This window comes from Prochlorococcus marinus str. MIT 0918, from assembly GCF_027359415.1.
In the GTDB taxonomy this organism is placed as follows: Bacteria; Cyanobacteriota; Cyanobacteriia; order PCC-6307; family Cyanobiaceae; genus Prochlorococcus_E; species Prochlorococcus_E marinus_C.
The window spans coordinates 1,671,274-1,689,683 of the sequence record NZ_CP114780.1; the positions used below are offsets into that span (position 1 = coordinate 1,671,274).

General features: G+C 37.9%; 19 protein-coding genes. 11 read left to right on the plus strand and 8 right to left on the minus strand.

Translation table 11 applies throughout. The annotated features are described in order from the left end of the window. The 4 genes from O5636_RS09065 (at position 1) to O5636_RS09080 (ending at position 3,378) form a co-directional block, all read left to right on the plus strand. A complete protein-coding gene (locus O5636_RS09065; RefSeq protein ID WP_269622469.1) occupies positions 1-465 on the plus strand; it encodes a hypothetical protein in 465 nt (154 codons plus the stop codon). Positions 466-536: 71 nt separating this feature from the next. Then, on the plus strand, positions 537-1,154 hold the full coding sequence (locus O5636_RS09070; RefSeq protein WP_269623584.1) for a DUF2232 domain-containing protein: 618 nt from the start codon (positions 537-539) through the stop codon (positions 1,152-1,154). Positions 1,155-1,157: 3 nt separating this feature from the next. Beyond that, the gene (locus O5636_RS09075; protein WP_269622470.1) at positions 1,158-2,342 is read left to right on the plus strand and encodes a nicotinate-nucleotide--dimethylbenzimidazole phosphoribosyltransferase; all 1,185 of its coding nucleotides are present in this window, start codon (positions 1,158-1,160) and stop codon (positions 2,340-2,342) included. A gap of 40 nt (positions 2,343-2,382) precedes the next feature. Then, complete coding sequence (locus tag O5636_RS09080) at positions 2,383-3,378, plus strand: ABC transporter substrate-binding protein (RefSeq protein ID WP_269622471.1); 996 nt, start codon at positions 2,383-2,385, stop codon at positions 3,376-3,378. Here O5636_RS09080 and O5636_RS09085 read toward each other — a convergent pair. Continuing rightward, positions 3,367-4,503, minus strand: a complete 1,137-nt coding sequence (locus O5636_RS09085; RefSeq protein ID WP_269622472.1) for an aldo/keto reductase — start codon at positions 4,501-4,503, stop codon at positions 3,367-3,369. The genes O5636_RS09080 and O5636_RS09085 overlap by 12 nt on opposite strands. Before the next feature lie 125 nt (positions 4,504-4,628). Between O5636_RS09085 and O5636_RS09090 the strand changes: the two genes are divergently transcribed. Next, positions 4,629-5,294 carry a riboflavin synthase gene (locus O5636_RS09090; protein WP_269622473.1) on the plus strand — a complete coding sequence of 222 codons (666 nt, stop codon included), beginning with the start codon at positions 4,629-4,631 and terminating at the stop codon, positions 5,292-5,294. A gap of 34 nt (positions 5,295-5,328) precedes the next feature. On the opposite strand, the gene O5636_RS09095 is transcribed toward O5636_RS09090, so the two are convergent. The 4 genes from O5636_RS09095 to O5636_RS09110 all read right to left on the minus strand — a co-directional run bounded on the left by O5636_RS09095 (position 5,329) and on the right by O5636_RS09110 (position 8,868). Next, positions 5,329-5,694 carry an AbrB family transcriptional regulator gene (locus O5636_RS09095; RefSeq protein WP_269622474.1) on the minus strand — a complete coding sequence of 122 codons (366 nt, stop codon included), beginning with the start codon at positions 5,692-5,694 and terminating at the stop codon, positions 5,329-5,331. Positions 5,695-5,792: 98 nt separating this feature from the next. After that, on the minus strand, positions 5,793-6,395 hold the full coding sequence (locus tag O5636_RS09100) for a cytochrome c oxidase subunit 3 (protein WP_269622475.1): 603 nt from the start codon (positions 6,393-6,395) through the stop codon (positions 5,793-5,795). After that, positions 6,392-8,050, minus strand: a complete 1,659-nt coding sequence (ctaD, locus tag O5636_RS09105) for a cytochrome c oxidase subunit I (RefSeq protein ID WP_269622476.1) — start codon at positions 8,048-8,050, stop codon at positions 6,392-6,394. The genes O5636_RS09100 and ctaD overlap by 4 nt, the downstream gene beginning before the upstream one ends. Then, entirely contained in the window at positions 8,047-8,868 is an 822-nt protein-coding gene (locus O5636_RS09110) for a cytochrome c oxidase subunit II (protein ID WP_420063770.1), read from the minus strand. The genes ctaD and O5636_RS09110 overlap by 4 nt, the downstream gene beginning before the upstream one ends. Positions 8,869-9,128: 260 nt before the next feature. Between O5636_RS09110 and O5636_RS09115 the strand changes: the two genes are divergently transcribed. From O5636_RS09115 to O5636_RS09135, 5 genes are all read left to right on the plus strand, one after another. Beyond that, complete coding sequence (locus tag O5636_RS09115; protein ID WP_269622477.1) at positions 9,129-10,055, plus strand: COX15/CtaA family protein; 927 nt, start codon at positions 9,129-9,131, stop codon at positions 10,053-10,055. Then, complete coding sequence (locus tag O5636_RS09120; RefSeq protein ID WP_269623586.1) at positions 10,048-11,049, plus strand: heme o synthase; 1,002 nt, start codon at positions 10,048-10,050, stop codon at positions 11,047-11,049. Before O5636_RS09115 ends, O5636_RS09120 begins: the two co-directional genes overlap by 8 nt. Positions 11,050-11,134: 85 nt before the next feature. Beyond that, positions 11,135-12,148 (plus strand): ABC transporter ATP-binding protein, encoded by a 1,014-nt coding sequence (locus O5636_RS09125; RefSeq protein WP_269622478.1) that lies wholly within the window; start codon positions 11,135-11,137, stop codon positions 12,146-12,148. Positions 12,149-12,250: 102 nt separating this feature from the next. Continuing rightward, the gene (locus O5636_RS09130; RefSeq protein ID WP_269622479.1) at positions 12,251-13,054 is read left to right on the plus strand and encodes an ABC transporter permease; all 804 of its coding nucleotides are present in this window, start codon (positions 12,251-12,253) and stop codon (positions 13,052-13,054) included. Positions 13,055-13,070: 16 nt separating this feature from the next. After that, complete coding sequence (locus O5636_RS09135) at positions 13,071-13,556, plus strand: hypothetical protein (RefSeq protein ID WP_269622480.1); 486 nt, start codon at positions 13,071-13,073, stop codon at positions 13,554-13,556. A 66-nt stretch (positions 13,557-13,622) separates the two neighbouring features. Here O5636_RS09135 and groL read toward each other — a convergent pair whose 3' ends face one another. After that, on the minus strand, positions 13,623-15,314 hold the full coding sequence (gene groL, locus O5636_RS09140) for a chaperonin GroEL (protein ID WP_269622481.1): 1,692 nt from the start codon (positions 15,312-15,314) through the stop codon (positions 13,623-13,625). Positions 15,315-15,977: 663 nt separating this feature from the next. Then, on the minus strand, positions 15,978-16,730 hold the full coding sequence (gene fabG / locus O5636_RS09145) for a 3-oxoacyl-[acyl-carrier-protein] reductase (RefSeq protein WP_269622482.1): 753 nt from the start codon (positions 16,728-16,730) through the stop codon (positions 15,978-15,980). Positions 16,731-16,846: 116 nt separating this feature from the next. Between fabG and ispD the strand changes: the two genes are divergently transcribed. Next, complete coding sequence (gene ispD, locus O5636_RS09150) at positions 16,847-17,527, plus strand: 2-C-methyl-D-erythritol 4-phosphate cytidylyltransferase (RefSeq protein WP_269622483.1); 681 nt, start codon at positions 16,847-16,849, stop codon at positions 17,525-17,527. Here the strand turns inward: ispD and O5636_RS09155 are convergent. After that, complete coding sequence (locus tag O5636_RS09155; RefSeq protein WP_269622484.1) at positions 17,505-18,410, minus strand: S66 peptidase family protein; 906 nt, start codon at positions 18,408-18,410, stop codon at positions 17,505-17,507. The two genes, ispD and O5636_RS09155, sit on opposite strands and share 23 nt — an antisense overlap.

Below are 18,410 nucleotides of genomic sequence, written 5' to 3' on the forward strand. Positions count from 1 at the left end.
TTGAAAAATTTTGTTGTCTTTATATGTTTCCTTGTAGTTCAAGCCTGTTCAGATTCTCAAATTGGTAAAAAGCTTGCTAATAGTTTTGAAGATCCTTTGACAAGAGATGTTTCTAGTAATACTTCGAAAAAAAATAGATTGAATGATTCATCCTTCACTAAAGCAATTGTAAGTTCAGAGCAAACAGAGAAAAAATCCTCTGTTTCTATAAAGAAAAAACCAAGCTCTTCAATTCAAATAAGAAAGCCTTATAAACAAGATAGAGTGCAGAAAAAAAAATATTTACCAAAGAAAGCTTTTAAACCCAAGCCTTATAGAATTGTTCTCAAATTAAAAGGGGCTAATCCATCTGCTCCAGCTGAAGCTTTGACAACAGCCTTAAGAAATGCAGGTGTGATTTTTGAGATAGAGAAAATAGAACGCTATGAACAAATACCTTCTGTAAATAAGTCATTGAGGAGGTAGTTGCTTTGAAGAACTTAAAAAAAATATCTAGATTTAAACGTATTCCAAGTAAACCCTTAACACGAACGGAGATGGTTCGGTTAGTAGAGACCTCTTATTTATCTGCGGCTACAGCTTTGATTTGGATAGCCCTTTACTATTTGCCTATTGGAGGAGCTTTCTTTCGACTTGCTTTACCTCTCCCATTAGCCCTTCTACAAGTGAGAAGAGGTTCTAAAGCTGGATTGGAAGGAGTTAGCCTTTTGGTGATGCTTTTAATTGCATTAATGGGACCTGTTCGTGGGCCATTAGTTTTATTCCCTTATGGTTTTCTTTCTCTTTGGCTTGGTTGGAGTTGGTTTAGAGGTCTTAATTGGTGGATTAGTTGGAGTGTTGGTGTGTTCATAGGAACACTAGGATTCTTAGTTAGAGTTTGTTTGCTTTCATTTTTGGTTGGAGAAAATCTGTGGATTGTTATTACTCGTGCAGGATACCTTTTGATTGAGAGAATAATCGATCTATTTAATATTCCTTGGATTCCTGATCTTATTTTTGTGCAATTAGCAGCACTATTTTTAGTTGTTTTTCAGGAATTTATTTTTGTACTCACATTGCATGCAGTGGCTTTCTGGGTCTTCCCAAAACTTCAGGCTTCCATTCCAATGCCACCACGTATTTTAAATAATTTAATTTTGTGGGATCCAATTTAAAAAATGAAGCATGTTGATAATAGTTTTTTAAATGAACTACCTGAGGGTTGCAAAGCATTTGGAGCATCATCATCATCTTCTTCCAAATTGAAGATGATGAAACGACTTTGGACTTTGGCTGGTAATGATATAAATAGTTTGTTGGTTTTAGCAAATTCTAAAACAGCTGAGATAAAAGGTATATCTGCTGCTGGGTCTACTAAAGAGTCTAGGCGATATACAGCTGCTGCTGATGCCGAACTTCTCTTGTTAGGACCTTCTGCTCAACGAAAATGGCCACTCCCTCCTCTTCCTGCTGGCGTTTCACCTGCTTTAATTAGTCATGTTGCTGCCAATTTACTAGAGGTTAAGACATTAGTTCTTAGTGTTGGTTTATCCCAGGTACCTTCCTGCCCTTATTTAGCAGTTGATGGAGCTTCTGTTGGACCATCTGAATGCCTTACTACAGGTAAAGCAATGAATATAAATCGAGTGGATACTCTTTGGAGAAAAGGGCTTGAAATGGGATTGAGAATGTGTAAACCACTGTTGATTTCAGAGTGTGTTCCTGGAGGCACTACCACGGCACTTGCTGTTTTGACTGGCTTAGGAGTTTCTGTAGATGATTTAATTAGTAGTAGTAGTCGTACCCCACCGACAGGACTAAAGAAAAAATTGGTCGCAAAGGGGTTGAATTCTGCAGGACTAGGAATTCACCCTGCCCCTAAAGATTTGTTAGCGGCTGTAGGAGATCCCTTTCAGCCATTTGCAGTTGGCCTTTTATTAGGAGCAAGGGAAGCAGAACAGCCGGTTTTGTTAGGAGGAGGAGGACAAATGGTAGCTGTACTCGCAACTGCGTTGGCGTCTATGGATGATTCTTTAAGAGATAAGTTTGTGGAGGGTATTTCAATTGCTACAACTGCATGGTTGGCTAATGAATCATTTTCTTCGTTTCAAACACCCAGCGCATTTTCCACTTTGATAGAGCGAATAGAAGGATTTTTCGAAGTGTCTCTACTTGGGTTGTCTTGTGGGTTGCGTTTTTGTAGAAGTTCTAAGAAGGTTTTAAGAGATTACGAACATGGATTTGTTAAAGAAGGAGTTGGTGCAGGTGCATTCACTTTGTTAGCTCAATTAAATGGTTTTACTTGTCAAAAACTATTGGAAGAATGTGAAGAGGCGGTTGATAGTCTATATAGAATTAACTAGTTATGTTGATGACATTCATAGGGCCTGAATTATGAGAGGTATGACGACCCTAAGCAGAAGAGATTTTATTCGATTAGGAGTTTTAGCAGGGACCCTGAGCCTATATGGCTGTTCATTTGGAGATAGTAGAGCTACCATTAGACTTCCAAAAGGGATTATCCCTAAAGAATTCTTGAAGACTTTGCCTTCTAATTGGCGATATCAGCTTTTAGATATTACTCCAGGTACCGATTTTTTTAAAGCTCGATTTCAAGAAGACACTGATTTAATAGCTATTGGTGATGGCTGGTTAAGAAATTGCCCTTATGATGATTTTCAGTCTATTGCTTCAGATGATTTCTTGGCTAGATATAATAGTCAAGCAAAAATCTTTTTAAATAATTTCTCCTCAGAGATAGCATTACGACTCCTGCCAGTAGCTGTTAGCCCTTGGGTAATGATTTTTAGAAGAGGTGAGAATTGGGCCAGTGAAGCAAAAGGCTCATGGGATGTACTCTTGGATTCTGACCTTAAAGGACATATTGTTTTCCCTAATAGTCCCCGGTTGATTATGTCTTTAGCAGATCGAATGAGCCCTAGTGACTCATTGCAACGTTTAAGAAAGCAAGCAGCGGCTTTTGATGATGTTAATGGCATGAATTGGCTTCTTTCTGGGAAGGCCAAAGTTGCTATTCTTCCTTTGCAAGTTTGCTTGAAAATCCTAGTAAGGGACTCTCGCTTAAGGATTGCATTCCCTATTGAAGGAGCTCCTTTGAATTGGACATTACTACTTAAACCAAGACTGTCTCTAAAACCAACGCCGTTGGAATGGATTAAGCAATCATGGACTCTCCCATTATTGGTCCAATTGCTTTCAAATGGTTGGATCCCTCCTCTGCCATACTCTGAACTTGAGCAGGCAATTGATTTACTTCCATTAAAATATCAAGTCATTTATAAATCTAGACGATCTTTTGAGAATTCTTGGTCTTTCTCTCCATTAACTCTTATGGAAGAAAACCTTCTAGAAGAACGTTGGTTTAATTCATTCCCATAGTCTGCGTTTAGGAGAATCTAATAACTCAGAATGAGTTTCTTCAAGCAGATCAGGAATTAAAAGATTGTTAGGACATCTAGGCAAGCAATCCCCGCACTTTTGACATGAGCTTGCATTATGCGTTTCCCACCAATGCCCTGCTTTGCCTATTAAATTATACCTCTCTTTAGAAAAAGATTGCAGCTCATGTCCTATGGCTAGGTTTCGGAGGCGTAGGATCTCAGGTATGGGAACGTTCATAGGACATGGGAGACATTCTCGACATTGCCCGCAAAATGTATTTCCTAAACGTCTTTTAGCATTGCTATGAATTCGACTTATAACCACCTTCTCCAATGGCCTTAAAGGATCATTCGCATTGATCAACTTGCTTGTAAGGTCAAGGTCTTTGCATGATTGTGCACCTATTGTTAAAGTGCTAACCCCCTGGGAAAGTAAAAATCTATAGGCTATTTCTATAGGAGCTATAGGATAACAATCATCTATTAAAGTTTGACTTGGCGTATGTAAATGACCTCCTTTGTCCGCAGGTGAAATAGCCATTACTCCCATTCCTTTCTCTAAAGCTTTTTGTGCAAGAGGGATTCTTTCTGGATCTAATAAGTGAAGGTGAAGACTACAAAAGTTAAAATGATTACTCTCAATAGCCGATTGAATTAGAGAATAAGAGCCATGTGAACTAAAACCGACTTGCTCAATTAAATTCTCATCCCTTGCCCACTCAAACAATTCATAACCATCACCATTCAGTGCCCAATTGAGGTGTGTAGAAAGATTTAAGCCATGTATTGCTAAATTATGAATCTTTTCGACACCTAATCTTTTAAGCATTCCTTTGATTTGCTTCTTCCCTTTAGCTAGTGGACAATTCGGGATGATTTTAGTGGTTATTATCCAGCCTCCTTGAGGATGAATTCCTTCAAAGTTAAGTTTCTCAAGAGATTCTCCTAGAAAAGTTTCTGCAGGACCATATATAGGAGCAGTTTCAATATGATTAATTCCTATCAAACAAGCTCTTTTTAGCACTGAATACATTTGTGCTTTAGACTCTATAGCTCTCATGGTCCCTAAGGTAAACAAACTCACTTTTGGGCCTATACCAAATTGATTACGTATGATCTTCATTTTTTCTTCATAACAGTTGAATATGATGAGTTGGAGCAAGAGAGTGCAATTGTTTTTCTCTGAAATGCTTTTTGTTAGTTTATTGAATAAATTATGACTAAAGATTTTTATTTAGGTGCTTTTAAATGTTTACAGGGCTTGTTCAAGCAGTAGGAAAAATTCAACGTCATGCTCAGGGTGTCTTGATTGAAGTGCCAAACTCTTTTCCTGACTTGAATTTAGGCGATAGTATTGCTGTTGATGGAGTTTGTTTAACAGTTTGCGCACTTAGAAACACAGCATTTTTAGCTAATATCAGCGAAGAGACTTTAAAGAAAACTGTACTTGGTTATAAAGCAGATGAAAGAGGAATTGTTAACTTAGAACTTGCTTTACGTTTATGTGATCGTTTAGGTGGGCATTTAGTGAGTGGGCATGTAGATGGGTTAGGCAAGGTTATTTCTATCCAGGCTTTAAGTAATTCGTGGCATTTAAAAATTAAATGGGAAGACTTTACATTTTCAAAATATACATGTGATAAAGCAAGTATTTCATTAAATGGAATAAGCCTTACCGTAGCAGAAAGCAAATTTGATCAAGGAACTTTCTCAATAGCCGTTATCCCGCATACTTGGGAAAACACTTCTTTAAAATATTTAAAAGAAGGAGAGTTAATTAATTTAGAAGCTGATCTGATGGCAAAATATGCAGAGAGCTTATTGGGTGAACGTTTAATTGATAAGAAAAAGAATTCTCAGGTTGAAAATTCAAACCTTTCAGAAGATTGGTTAATAAATAATGGATTTGGTTAAACTCTTTTTGTTTATGCAGAAAGAGTAAATTTTTTTATGCTTTTTTACCACTTAAGGGTTGAAGAGAGATAGCACCAGAATCTTTTCTTATGTCTATCCTAAATTCTTGACCAGGCTCTAAACCTAGTTTTTTGGTATAGGCGTGTCCGATTAAAAGGTTTCCATTTCCGTGAACTTTAGTGCGAAATTCTGCTTGTCGGCCACGAGAAGATCGATTCCCTGGCCTTCCAGGACCATTTGAACGTAGTTTGTATCCCTTTGCTTGCACTAAGGCTCGATAGAAGTTTTTTCGTAAAACCCTTCCACTTGGGCCCACATAACCGCAACCTCTTGCAATCTCATCCTCAGAACAATTGCTTAAGGATTTGGCTTTTTCGAGTAATTCCTTGCCTACCAGCATTTAATAGTTCTATTAATTTCTATTAATTCTGACGAATAACTGCAATTGTGGCAACAAAACGCTGTGAAATTTTCTTTTTTAGTATCAAGAATTCAAGATTAAAGAAGATAGAGGATGATGAATAAAACAACCCATATGCCATCAACAAAATGCCAATACACTTCTGCTGCCTCTAGAGGAAACTTGTTTTCACTTGATATGCGCCCTCCAGGGGAACGTGCTTGCCACCATACAATTAAGATCATTAATGTTCCTAGAGTGACATGTAGCCCATGGAAACCAGTAAGTGCATAAAAAGTGCTTGCATAAAGGTTGTCTGTGAGCCCAAATGGCAGGGTGAAATATTCCACCATTTGGCTTGCTAAAAAAGCAATCCCAAGCCCTGCGGTAACAAGTAGCCAAATTTGACATTGACTATTCTTTTTTTTGCCTAAGGCTGTTCCGGCTCTATGAAATGTCGCACTGCTTACAAGTAGTAATATTGTATTTAATGTTGGGAGTGGAAGTTCTAACTCGTAAATAGCATCAGGAAGTAAAGGGTTGACTGCTTTGTAAGTTAAATAAGCAGCAAAAAATCCCGCAAAGGTCATTCCATCTGCCACAAGAAAAGCAATTAAACCAAACAATCGATGATCTTCATGGTTGTTTTGTTGGGAAATTGATTGTTCAGATTTCTCGTTTAGCGGTGAAACTATGGTCATAAGCTTTGTAATTCGTTGTTAGTTGGCTCGTCGTTTTTGTGCTCTTCTTCTCCATATCCATATGGCTTAGTTACCAGAGGCGCTTCTCCAACCCAATTTTCAACAGGTGGTGGAGAGCTTGTTAACCATTCAGGTGTTAAAGCTTGCCATGGATTATCACCAGCTTCTTCTCCTTTTATAGCGCTATAAATAACATTAAATAAGAATGGAAGAGTACTTAAGGCCATAAGTAATGCACCTATACTGCTTATTTGATTAACCAAAGCAAATTGAGGGTCATATTCTGCGACGCGTCTTGGCATGCCATTAAGACCTAACCAATGTTGAGGGGCAAAACATAGATTGAAGCCAATAAAGGTAATAATAAAATGTAATTTACCGAGTTTTTCATTAAGCATTTTGCCTGTGAATTTTGGGTACCAATGATAAATTGATGAAAAGATTACAAAAACAGAACCTCCATAGACTATGTAATGAAAGTGGGCGACTACAAAGTAGGTGTCATGAACATGTACATCAAAAGGGACTTGAGCTAAAGCAACTCCTGTAATTCCTCCTAGAACAAAATTCACAATAAATCCACAGGAAAAAAGAATTGCACTATTAATTGATATACGCCCTCCCCAAAGAGTTGCTACCCAATTAAAGAATTTAATACCAGTTGGTACTGCGATAAATGCAGTAGCAATAGTAAAAAAGAGCCTCATCCATGGTGGTGTGCCACTGGTAAACATGTGGTGTGCCCAAACTATAAGGCCTAGAACTACAATCCCCATTATTGAATAAACCATAGTTGTATATCCGAAAAGAGGTTTTCGCGAATGAATTGGAAGGATCTCGCTTACTAATCCAAAAGCTGGTAAAACCATTATGTAAACCGCAGGATGAGAATAGAACCAGAAAAGATGTTGATAAACAATTACATTGCCTCCTAAAGCAGGATTGAAAAAACCTGTATGCGCCACAATGTCGAAACTTAAGAGGATTAGGGTTCCAGCCAATACAGGTGTAGATAAAACCACTAAAATACTTGTTCCCAACATTGCCCAGCAATACATAGGCAATTGCATGAGCTTTAAGCCAGGCCTTCTTAATTTGAGAATAGTAGCTATGAAATTGATACCTCCAAAGATAGAACTACCACCAAGCAGTAGCACACTGATAATCCATACGATTTGGCCTGCTGCAGGAGTAGTAATACTGAGAGGTGGGTAAGCAGTCCAACCAGACTGAGCAGCACCATTAATAAAATAACTACTTATTAACATTAATCCTGCAGGAGGGATAAGCCAAAAAGCAACTGCATTAAGTCTAGGGAATGCCATATCTCGAGCTCCGACGTAAAATGGAATTAAATAATTACCAAATGCACCATTTACAACTGGAACAATCCACAAGAAAATCATTATTGTTCCATGAAGAGTCAAAATTTGGTTGTAGATTTCTCTTGGCATAAAGTCTGAAATAGGGCTTACAAGTTCTATACGAATAGCACTAGCTAAAGATCCTCCTATCAGGTAAAAAATAAAGCCGCAAACTAAATATTGAAGACCAATAACTTTGTGATCTAAGCTAAAGCTAAAGTAACGGAACCAACCGGTAGGTTGAAGGTTTGGTTCCTTTTGAGTGTTTTCTTGTTGGATTGAAAAGCTCATAATTCTATTTCAGGCTGTTTGGCATTCTTTTGGAACCAGGATTGATATTCTTCAGGTTGTTCCACTACAACAGTGGAACGCATGCCCCCATGATATGGCCCACATAGCTCTGCACATATGATTGGATATCTCCCAGCTTTGGTAGGTGTGAAATTCAAGATTGTTGGTTGACCTGGTATTACATCTTGTTTGAGTCGAAACTCAGGTACCCAAAATGCATGAATTACATCTTTAGATTCCATTCTCATGCTTACTGGTTGCCCTAATGGAACATGAAGTTCTCCAGAGATAATTTCTCCTTCCGGATAATTAAATAGAAAAGCAAATTGCATTGCGGTTAATTCAATATTTAGTACAGGAATTGATTGCAAAGATTCAGTCTCTTGTTTTGCTGACCCAATACCTCCCCAAAGCCTTTGATGAACCATTTCTGACTCATTGTTATGACTATGATTCAGAGTTTGCATTCCCCCCATGCGTTCATATATGTCATAGCTGTAAAGACCAACAAATAAAATTACTATTGCTGGAATAGCTGTCCATAAAATTTCAAGTGGCAGATTGTCCTCTATTGGCAAACCATCTCCTGTTTCCCCTGGTTTTTTTCGGAAATGAATAAGGCTATAAACAACAAGGGCTGTCATCCCAACAAATAATATTGTCCCAATAACAAAAAGAACTTTAAATAATTCATCATATATAGGTGCATTAGTACTTGCTACAGCAGGTAAAAAACTTAAATGATCACTTGCCCATATACCGCCAAGGATAAGGGTCAGGCTAATTAAAATTGTATATATAGCTGTTTTTGGGAGCAATATAAAACTAAATGAACTTAATTTCTAATTTATAGAGAATTGCACTTTCATGCATGCAGAAAACTTTCTATATGATTAATTCCTGAGATTTTCTTTCTTTTAGAGGGATTTGAATAATCCATAAAATCAAATGAAGTGAATTTGTCAGGAATGGGAGATTTTTCAAACTTTATTTAGTTGTACTCCTGATAAAAACATGCCGTAGCATCTGAAATGGCTACCTTGCGATATAAGAAATATTTTTTATTTGGAGCTCAATTTTGACCAGTTTGACTCCAAACATAATTAGAGCCCGCCTAGGCCAATTGGCCTCTCATGTTCTAGTGGCCTTGATAGCATTGGTTGCCATTGGAGGCGCTACACGTGTTATGGAAGCTGGCTTAGCTTGTCCTGATTGGCCTCTTTGTTATGGGTCGATTTTCCCAAAAGGCAAAATGAATGTCCAAGTTTTTCTTGAATGGTTTCATCGTTTAGATGCTTGCTTTGTTGGTATTGCTATTGCCGTGCAATTCTTATTATCTTTAATATATAGATCTTATGTATCAAATAGGTTGCTATGGCTGAATTTTATGATCTTATCTTTAGTTATTCTTCAAGGTAGTTTTGGCGCTTTAACTGTTATAAATCTTTTGCCTTCTTTTGTGGTAATGGGTCACTTGTTTTTGGCTTTAACATTAGTAGCGCTTGTGAGTGGATTGTCCCAGAGTTTACTTTCTCCAAATGGAACAGACCCTCCATTTTGGTGGAAGTTTTTAGCAAGAGGTTCGCTTTTGATGGTTTTTATGCAGTGTTTGCTTGGGAGCAGATTAGCAACAACATGGTCAGCTCAAAAATGCATATCTAATGGTGTTGATTGTGGATGGTTGAATCTGCATAGTTTTTCAGCATTGCCAGTTGTCCTAAGCATTTGTTTGTTGTCCTTTGTATCTATTTCTATGGGGGGATGGTTTCGCTCACAATGGCCGTTCTTTTTAATTCTTTTAGGACTTGTGGTTTTGCAAATTGGGTTAGGTTCACTTGCTGTTTTCTTAGCTTTAAGTGAACCATTAGTAATCGTTTGCCATCAACTAATTGCATCCTTATTAGTTGCATTCTTATCTGCTCTTAGTGTTCGAAAGGTAACCCATTCGTCTTCTATTGCACCTCATTTAGTTGATGAAACTTCTCTTAAGATTTGCCATGGTTAGTTCAACTACTCAAATTTTTCCAGAATCTACTAGGCGTGATCAAATAGTTCCGTCTAGGAAAAAGATTAAGCTACCCCCTTGGTTGGAAGTAGCAAAGCCTCGTTTGATCCCATTGCTTTTGGCAACAACAATTGGCGGAATGGCATTAAGTGATGGGTGGCCTTTATCCTCTCCAAAAATTGTTTGCACTCTGGGAGGAGGTGCTCTTGCCGCTGCTGCTGCTGGAGCATTGAATTGCCTTTGGGAGCAAGATTTAGATGGACGTATGCAACGTACTAGTTCTAGGGCATTGCCTTCTGGCCGCTTATCCCCTACAGCAGTTTTTGCAGGTGCCATCTCTTGTACATTGGCTGCAGCTGCTCTTTTGATCAGTGGTGTTAATTGCTTGGCAGCAGGGCTTTCTTTGCTGGGGTTATGTAGCTACGTTTTGCTGTATACAGCTTTTTTAAAGCCTCGAACCTCTCAAAATATAGTGATAGGAGGAGTTGCTGGAGCAATCCCTCCTTTGGTTGGCGCAGCAGCAGCAACTGGGCATATTGGTCTTAGCGGATGGTGGCTGTTTGCATTGGTAATGGTATGGACACCTGCACACTTCTGGGCATTAGCAATTTTCTTGAAAGATGACTATAAATCCGTAGGGATACCTATGTTGCCAGTAGTTAAGGGCTCTGCTGTTACTGCAAAGGCAATCTCTCAGTATGGTTGGGCAACAATCTTATTAAGCTTTTTAGGTGTACTTGCCTTGCCTGAAGGAGGACTATTTTATGGAATTTTAGTAGTGCCTTTTAATGTAAGACTCTTGCAAATGGTTCAAAGATTGGCTGAAGATCCTGAAGATATGAAACGAGCAAAAGGACTTTTTCGTTGGTCGATTCTTTATATGTTTGGGATTTGTCTTTTGCTCGTTATTAGTCGGCTTTCGTTAGCGTGCCAATTTCATAACCAAGCTATTTACCTTTTCCTAAATATGAGAGATGTGTTTTCTATTGCTTAAAAAAAGATAATTAACATCATTGATAATTCACTTTTTACCAATTTTTTCTCTAGATTTCTAATATTGATTATCTGATCCCTTTTCAATGCACCTTATTGAACTTCAGGATTTAGAGAAGTCTTATGGCTCTGTCAAGGCTTTAAGAAAATTAACTCTTAAGGTTCCAGAAGGGTGTTTGTTTGGTCTTCTTGGACCTAATGGATCTGGCAAAAGTACTACTTTGAGAATCCTTTGTACTTTGTTAGAACCTGATTCTGGCCAAGTTACTCTTGCTGGCATAAACGCTTTAGAAAATCCTGATTTTGTTAGAAATAAAATTGGTTATGTAGCGCAAGAGGTTGCAATAGACAAGATTCTTACAGGGAGAGAGTTACTTCAGTTGCAAGGTGATCTTTATCACCTGCGTAAGACTTATAGAGATAGAAGAATTGGAGAACTAATTAAAAGACTTGCTATGACTTCTTGGATCGATAGACGTTCTGGTTCTTATTCAGGTGGCATGAGAAGACGACTAGATCTTGCTGCTGGACTATTGCATGAACCTCAATTATTAGTTTTAGATGAACCTACAGTTGGTTTGGATATAGAAAGCCGAGCAACCATATGGTCATTGTTAAGAGAGCTTCGTGATGAAGGTAAAACTATTCTTTTAAGTAGCCATTATCTTGAGGAGGTTGATGAACTTTCTGATCAGATGGCAATAATTGATTCTGGGAGGGTTATTGCTCAAGGGTCTCCAGAGGAACTAAAAAAAGAATTAGGAGATAATAGAGTTACTTTGAGGGTTAGAGAATTTAGTACGCAAATTGAGGGTGAAAAAGTTAAAGGTTTGATTGAAGAGATTGAAGGTGTCAATAATGTAGTAGTTAATAAGGCTCAGGGATTTTCTTTGAACTTTTTTATTGATGCTGCTGACTCTTTATCCAGATTACGCTGTAAATTAAATGGTGAAGGGTTTGATGTATTTGCAGTTTCTGAAAGTCGCCCTAGTTTAGATGATGTTTATCTGCAGGCAACTGGAAAGACTCTCATGGATACAGAGTTGGAAGTCTCTAGTAAGAGAGATTTTAAAAAAGAAGCAAAGCAATCTATGAGATAAAACCCCTCTTTAATTAATGCGATTAAGAATTTTTTTCTTATTAGTTGCCTCATGAAAACTACAGCTTCACCTCTGCAAAATACTGAAAAAACCAGCTCCCAAATGGCGCGATTTTTTCAAGAAGTTTTCGCTTTAACTTGGAGACTTTTTTTGCAGCTAATCCGTCGTCCTTCAACTTTAGTTGCAGGCATCCTTCAACCATTGATTTGGTTGTTTTTGTTCGGCGCTTTATTTGCAAATGCGCCTAAAGAGTTTTTGCCAGGAGGAATGGATTATGGAAAATTTCTTGGTGCCGGGATCATTGTTTTTACTGCTTTTAGTGGAGCCCTTAATGCTGGGTTGCCAGTAATGTTTGATCGTGAATTTGGATTTTTAAATCGCTTACTTGTTGCTCCTTTACAGACGAGAAGTTCAATTGTTTTTTCTTCAGTCATTTATATAACAAGTATTAGTATTTTGCAAAGCATTTCGATTATGGGGGCAGCTTTTCTTCTTGGTTATGGATGGCCTAGCGCAGAGGGATTTGCCTTAGTACTTTTAACTCTTATTATTTTAGTTTTTGGAGTAACTGCATTAAGCCTGGGATTGGCATTTCTTTTACCAGGACATATTGAATTAATTGCTGTGATATTTGTTTTCAATTTACCACTACTTTTTGCAAGCACAGCTTTAGTTCCAATTTCTTTCATGCCTGTATGGTTGGGCTGGCTAGCAACAGTTAATCCTCTTACATTTGCTATAGAACCTATTCGAGCTGCATATAGCAACTCGCTTGATATGGGAAGCATCCTTATACAAGCTCCTTATGGAGACATCACAGGATATGGATGCTTGCTTCTATTAATGGTTTTAACTGTAGGTTTGTTTTTGCTTATTCGCCCATTATTAAATCGCAAACTCACTTAACTTTGATTTTTTAACAATGCCAATAGAATGTATTCTCTTTCGCAAAGACCATCTTCGCAAGAAGATTTGTAATGCTATCAAGATTGATTCTCAGGATCAGGTTTCTTGTTTAAAAGCACAATGGGTGCATAGATTTGGTTATGACACTCTTGATGAATCTACTGCTCAAGAGACAAGTTTTGTTGAAAACATTTCTGTATATACAGAGCATTCAACGTTAGAGAATAATCCTGGTGTAAAAAATGGTTTAGATCAAGATGCTTTAGTTAATTATTCAAATGAGATTTCATCCATAACAAAAAATCAAAATTTGGTAAATTACATAGATGAAACTGTTGACTATCAGGAGATAGATACATTGGAACAAATGGATAAGAGCTTAAAAGAACATGGGCAAATTGAGGAATTAAAATATATTTCACCTCCACCATCCCCAGCAATAAGCAGTTTTAGAAGATGGTTGCCTACTCGTTTTGAAGAGTCAATACCTAAAGCTTCTTGAATTAGTGTAGGAACCTATAGATATTAGATATAAGAAAATTATTGTTGTTTTGACTTGCCTATGAGATCACATCATTCCAGGCATACCCATTCCGCCCATTCCGCCCATTCCGCCCATTCCACCCATTCCGCCCATTCCGCCCATTCCGCCCATTGGATCAGCCCCTCCCTCTCCAGCAGAAGCTGGCGGTTCTGGCTTATCTGCGATGACAACTTCTGTTGTAATAAGTAGTGATGCAATAGATACAGCATCTTGTAAAGCCAATCTAATTACTTTCACTGCATCAATTATGCCTGCAGACATTAAATCCTCATATTTACCAGTGGCAGCATTAAACCCTTTGCCAAGTCGTTGGATTTCTGAAACCACTACATCTCCATTTTCACCAGCATTGTGAGCAATTTGTTTTGCAGGTGCAGATAATGCTTGTTTGATTATTTCTACACCTGTCGCTTGGTCACCTTCCAGTTCTTTTTTTAGAGGATTTAATGCTTCACCTAATTGAATGAGAGTAGTTCCCCCTCCTGCAACAATACCCTCCTCAACAGCAGCACGTGTTGCATTTAAAGCATCTTCTATACGTAATTTACGGTTTTTTAATTCTGTTTCTGTTGGAGCTCCTACCTTAATTACTGCAACACCACCAGCAAGTTTTGCAATTCGTTCATTAAGCTTTTCTTTGTCGTAATCAGACTCTGTTTGATCTAATTCACGCTTAATAGAGGCAACTCTTGAAGAAACCTCATTCTTAGTGTCATCATTAGCAACTATTGTCGTTGATTCTTTTGTGATAGTTATTTTTCTTGCTTTGCCTAAATCAGATAACTGAACTTTGTCTAAAGACATTGCTTTGTCTTCGCTTATCAAAGTGCCATTTGTTAATACTGCGATATCAGCAAGAGCAGCTTTCCTTCTTTCTCCAAATGATGGAGCTCTTACTGCTGCGACTTGAAGTACTCCACGGTTTTTGTTAACTACTAGTGTTGCCAAGGCCTCACCATCTACTTCTTCGGCCAAAATAACAAGTGGGGAAGAGCTTTTTTGGACTGTTTCTAATACGGGCACAAGATCATTTATTGAACTAATTTTTTTATCTGTAATTAAAAGTAAAGGATTCTCAAACTCACAAATTTGACGTTCAGAGTCAGTAACAAAGTATGGAGAACTATAACCTCTATCAAATGCCATGCCCTCAGTTATTTCCAACTCTGTGTTTAATGACTTTGACTCTTCAACTGTAATTACCCCATCAACACTTACTTTCTCCATGGCTTCTGAAACCATCTTTCCTATTTCTTCATCTCCCCCTGAACTTACGGTTGCGACTTGAACTACTTTGTCTCCACTAATCTTTTTACTTTGCTTTTGCAAGTTTTCAATAATACATGCTAAAGCCTTTTCCATTCCACGACGAAGCTCAATAGGACTTGCGCCAGCAGCTGTATTTTTTAACCCCTCATGAACCATAACTTGAGCTAAAACTGTCGCTGTTGTTGTTCCATCACCAGCTTTATCTTTTGTTTTAGAAGCAACTTGCTCTATAAGCTTTGCACCAAGATTCTCAAAGGGATTTTCCAATTCAATATCTTTTGCAATGCTAACTCCATCATTAACGATATCTGGGGCCCCAAATTTCTTTTCTAAGACTACGTTTCTGCCTTTTGGCCCAATAGTTACTTTTACAGCGTCAGCCAATGAATTTACACCATTTTCTAGAGCGACTCTGGACTCATCAGATGATCTAATGATTTTTGACATGTTTTTGGGTACCATTCGCAATTTCCATTAACACTCTTACGGAAAGTCAGATGTAAAGAAGTGGGGAAAGCCGAATCCTTTGAATTTTTGATTTAAATTGTGGATATTATCTGTTCGAGACTTAATGTTGAATATATGAATGATTCGGGATCGTTATTTTTTATTTTGATGACCGGCCTGGCTGGAATAATGACTGTGATTTATTTCCCTTTGCGCCTTTTCTTGACAGCAACAGCTAGGAAGAGGAGATTAAAGTTGCTACAGCGTATTCGTAGATTGAGGGATGAACTTGGCCAATCAATAGAGCAATAATAATTTAAGTGTTAGCGTGCCAGTTAGAGCTCTCTTTCATTTATCAATAAGCGTTTTAATCCAAGAAAAAGCTATTAATGTTAATGCTTTCTTTCAATCAAAGCGCCCTATGGCTTATTTGAGGAATACTATCAAGGATCCCAATTTGATAACTAGAGGATTAATTATTGATAGTACATAAGCATGATTTTAGTTATAGTATTAACAATTTTGAGGTTTTAGAGGAGTTAATCTTCATTGTTCTGATTAGTTATTCCTATTCCACTTGTATTATCTAGCTAAACAAATTGGTTTAATCTGATCGGTTTCCTTTTGATATAAGTGTTTCGAGAATTGAGTAGTTTTTTAGATTTAGCTCATCACCATTCCCCCATCGACTTGCAAAACTTGTCCAGTGATATAGGAAGCAGCAGGATCACCTGCTAGGAAACATACAGTTCCAGCAACATGTTCAGGAGTCCCGAAACAACCCAATGGAATTGATTTAAGGATTGGGGTTGCATCTAATTCTTTTGTCATATCGGTTTGTATAAATCCAGGAGCAACAGCATTTACTGTAATACCTCTGCTAGCAAATTCTTTTGCTGTACTTTTTGTTAATCCAATAACACCTGCTTTAGCTGAAGCGTAATTAGATTGACCACCATTCCCCATAATGCCTACAACAGATGTGATGTTAATTATCCTGCCTTTTTTTTGTTTGATCATTGATCTGGAAACTGCTTTGGTACAAAAGAAAACGCCTGTTAAATTCAGATTAATTACTGATTGCCAATCTTCTTTCTTCATTCTCATTAATAAACCATCTTTTGTGATACCAGCATTGTTTATTAAAATGTCTATTTTTCCACTTTTCTCTAAAACTGTATTGATTAATTGATTAACAGAAATTTCATCTGCTATATCAGCTTTTAAGGCATAAGCATTTCCGCCAGAGGCTTTGATTTTATTTACAACCTCCTCGGCTTTTTCTAGTGAGTTTGCATAATTCACAACAACTTCTGCTCCTGCATTGGCAAGAGATAAAGCAATTGCTTTCCCTATCCCTCTACTAGCACCAGTAACAATTGCAGTTTGACCATGAAGAATTGAGGAAGAAGTCATGCGATGTTTTGTTTCTTTGATTGTGGGGATCAAAGCAGTATGTGCTCAACTTAATAAGTTAGAACAATGTTGAGTAAGTTCAACGTTATTAATCTCTTTCTTAAAAGGAGTAAATTTTGCATTTATTAATTGCAGCAGCAGGTAGTGGTACTCGGATGGGTGCTAATTGCAATAAATTACTGTTGAAAGTAGCGGGAAAACCTGTATTGGCTTGGACTTTTGAGGCTGTTAAAGCAGCTAAATCAATAGAGTGGATTGGAATCGTTGCTCAGCCTTGTGATAAAGAAGCCATAATTCCTCTCATTGAAGAACATTCCATGAATGTTCATTGGATTGATGGAGGCAGGACACGTCAAGAGTCTGTTCAATTAGGCTTGGCTGCTTTGCCTTTAGAAGCTGAATATGTTCTTATTCATGATGGAGCAAGATGCTTAGTCGAGTCTGATTTGTTTGATAGCTGTTCTAAATTAGTCCAACAAGGAGTTTCAGTTATTGCTGCGACTCCAGTGAGCGACACAATAAAAAAAGTATCTAAAGATGGTTTTATAGCCAATACTCCCGAGAGATCTGATTTGTGGGCTGCACAAACGCCTCAAGCTTTTTCTGTTCAAGAGTTAAAAAAAGGGCATCAAACAGCTCTTTTAAATGGTTGGAGCGTCACAGATGATGCATCTTTGTTTGAAAAACTTGGTTGGCCTGTGAAGGTTTTAGAATCCTCGCCATCGAACATTAAAGTGACCACGCCATTTGATCTTGTTATTGCTGATGCATTAATTAAGAGCAGGGGAAAAGACTAAGGGTCCCTTGTTGACCATTAAGAGTAGCTTCCCACCCGAGAGGGAGGGCGGCATTACCGCAACAATGACCTACAGGGAGATTTGCAACTACAGGAATATTTAAATCCATAGAGCGTTCCTTAAGAATTTCTTGTAGATTGAAAGATTGATTATCCTGGTCTTCTTGTTGGGATTCGCAATCCCTGAAAGTGCCAAACGCTAGTCCTGCAAGGTTTTGAAGTAAGCCATTTAGTCTCCATTGAGTCAACATCCTATCAATCCTATAAGGAGCTTCTCCAATATCTTCAATAACTAAAATAGCACCTTTAAGATTTGGCATATGGCTACTTCCTAGTAGATGAGATCCTACAGTTAAGTTGGTTGCAATTAAAGGACCATGACCTATCCCATCAACCCAGGGCTCTCCATAAAGGCTAGGCACAGATTTGTCGAACAAAAGAGACCTTAGTCGTTCTTTGCTCCACTTAGGTTCAGTTGCAAGAGTGCTTATCATTGGTCCATGAACCCCACCATCAAAACCAGCTTTTAATCTTGCAAGCAGTAGAGATGATATGTCTGAGTAACCAAGTACCCAACCTACTTTCCATGGTTGAGGGTATTCTAATAATCGAGCAGATCCCCAGCCCCCTTTGGCAAATGCAGTTAAGGAAGGGGTTTTGGCAGGATACAATTCATCATGTCTAAGAGCATCTTCTCCGGAAAAATATCCCCAATGTCTTCCAATTTCAACTTTGTTATCAATTATCAAGCCCCATTCTTTTAGTATCTTTAACCCTTGAAGTAGCGTCTCCTTGTTGTTTACAGGTGAACTTACAGCTATTGAAAGGACCTTGTCTCCAGTTTGTAGTGGCTTTGTAATTGTACCTTGGTTAATAAGAGTCAT

Bases quoted from the DNA above. Each gene is read 5' to 3' on its own strand.
- O5636_RS09070 (WP_269623584.1), top strand. From the start codon at position 537: ATGGTTCGGTTAGTAGAGACCTCTTATTTATCTGCGGCTACAGCTTTG.
- O5636_RS09075 (WP_269622470.1), top strand. From the start codon at position 1,158: ATGAAGCATGTTGATAATAGTTTTTTAAATGAACTACCTGAGGGTTGC.
- O5636_RS09080 (WP_269622471.1), top strand. From the start codon at position 2,383: ATGACGACCCTAAGCAGAAGAGATTTTATTCGATTAGGAGTTTTAGCA.
- O5636_RS09085 (WP_269622472.1), bottom strand. From the start codon at position 4,503: ATGAAGATCATACGTAATCAATTTGGTATAGGCCCAAAAGTGAGTTTG.
- O5636_RS09090 (WP_269622473.1), top strand. From the start codon at position 4,629: ATGTTTACAGGGCTTGTTCAAGCAGTAGGAAAAATTCAACGTCATGCT.
- O5636_RS09095 (WP_269622474.1), bottom strand. From the start codon at position 5,694: ATGCTGGTAGGCAAGGAATTACTCGAAAAAGCCAAATCCTTAAGCAAT.
- O5636_RS09100 (WP_269622475.1), bottom strand. From the start codon at position 6,395: ATGACCATAGTTTCACCGCTAAACGAGAAATCTGAACAATCAATTTCC.
- ctaD (WP_269622476.1), bottom strand. From the start codon at position 8,050: ATGAGCTTTTCAATCCAACAAGAAAACACTCAAAAGGAACCAAACCTT.
- O5636_RS09120 (WP_269623586.1), top strand. From the start codon at position 10,048: ATGGTTAGTTCAACTACTCAAATTTTTCCAGAATCTACTAGGCGTGAT.
- O5636_RS09125 (WP_269622478.1), top strand. From the start codon at position 11,135: ATGCACCTTATTGAACTTCAGGATTTAGAGAAGTCTTATGGCTCTGTC.
- O5636_RS09130 (WP_269622479.1), top strand. From the start codon at position 12,251: ATGGCGCGATTTTTTCAAGAAGTTTTCGCTTTAACTTGGAGACTTTTT.
- O5636_RS09135 (WP_269622480.1), top strand. From the start codon at position 13,071: ATGCCAATAGAATGTATTCTCTTTCGCAAAGACCATCTTCGCAAGAAG.
- groL (WP_269622481.1), bottom strand. From the start codon at position 15,314: ATGTCAAAAATCATTAGATCATCTGATGAGTCCAGAGTCGCTCTAGAA.
- fabG (WP_269622482.1), bottom strand. From the start codon at position 16,730: ATGACTTCTTCCTCAATTCTTCATGGTCAAACTGCAATTGTTACTGGT.
- O5636_RS09155 (WP_269622484.1), bottom strand. From the start codon at position 18,410: ATGACTCTTATTAACCAAGGTACAATTACAAAGCCACTACAAACTGGA.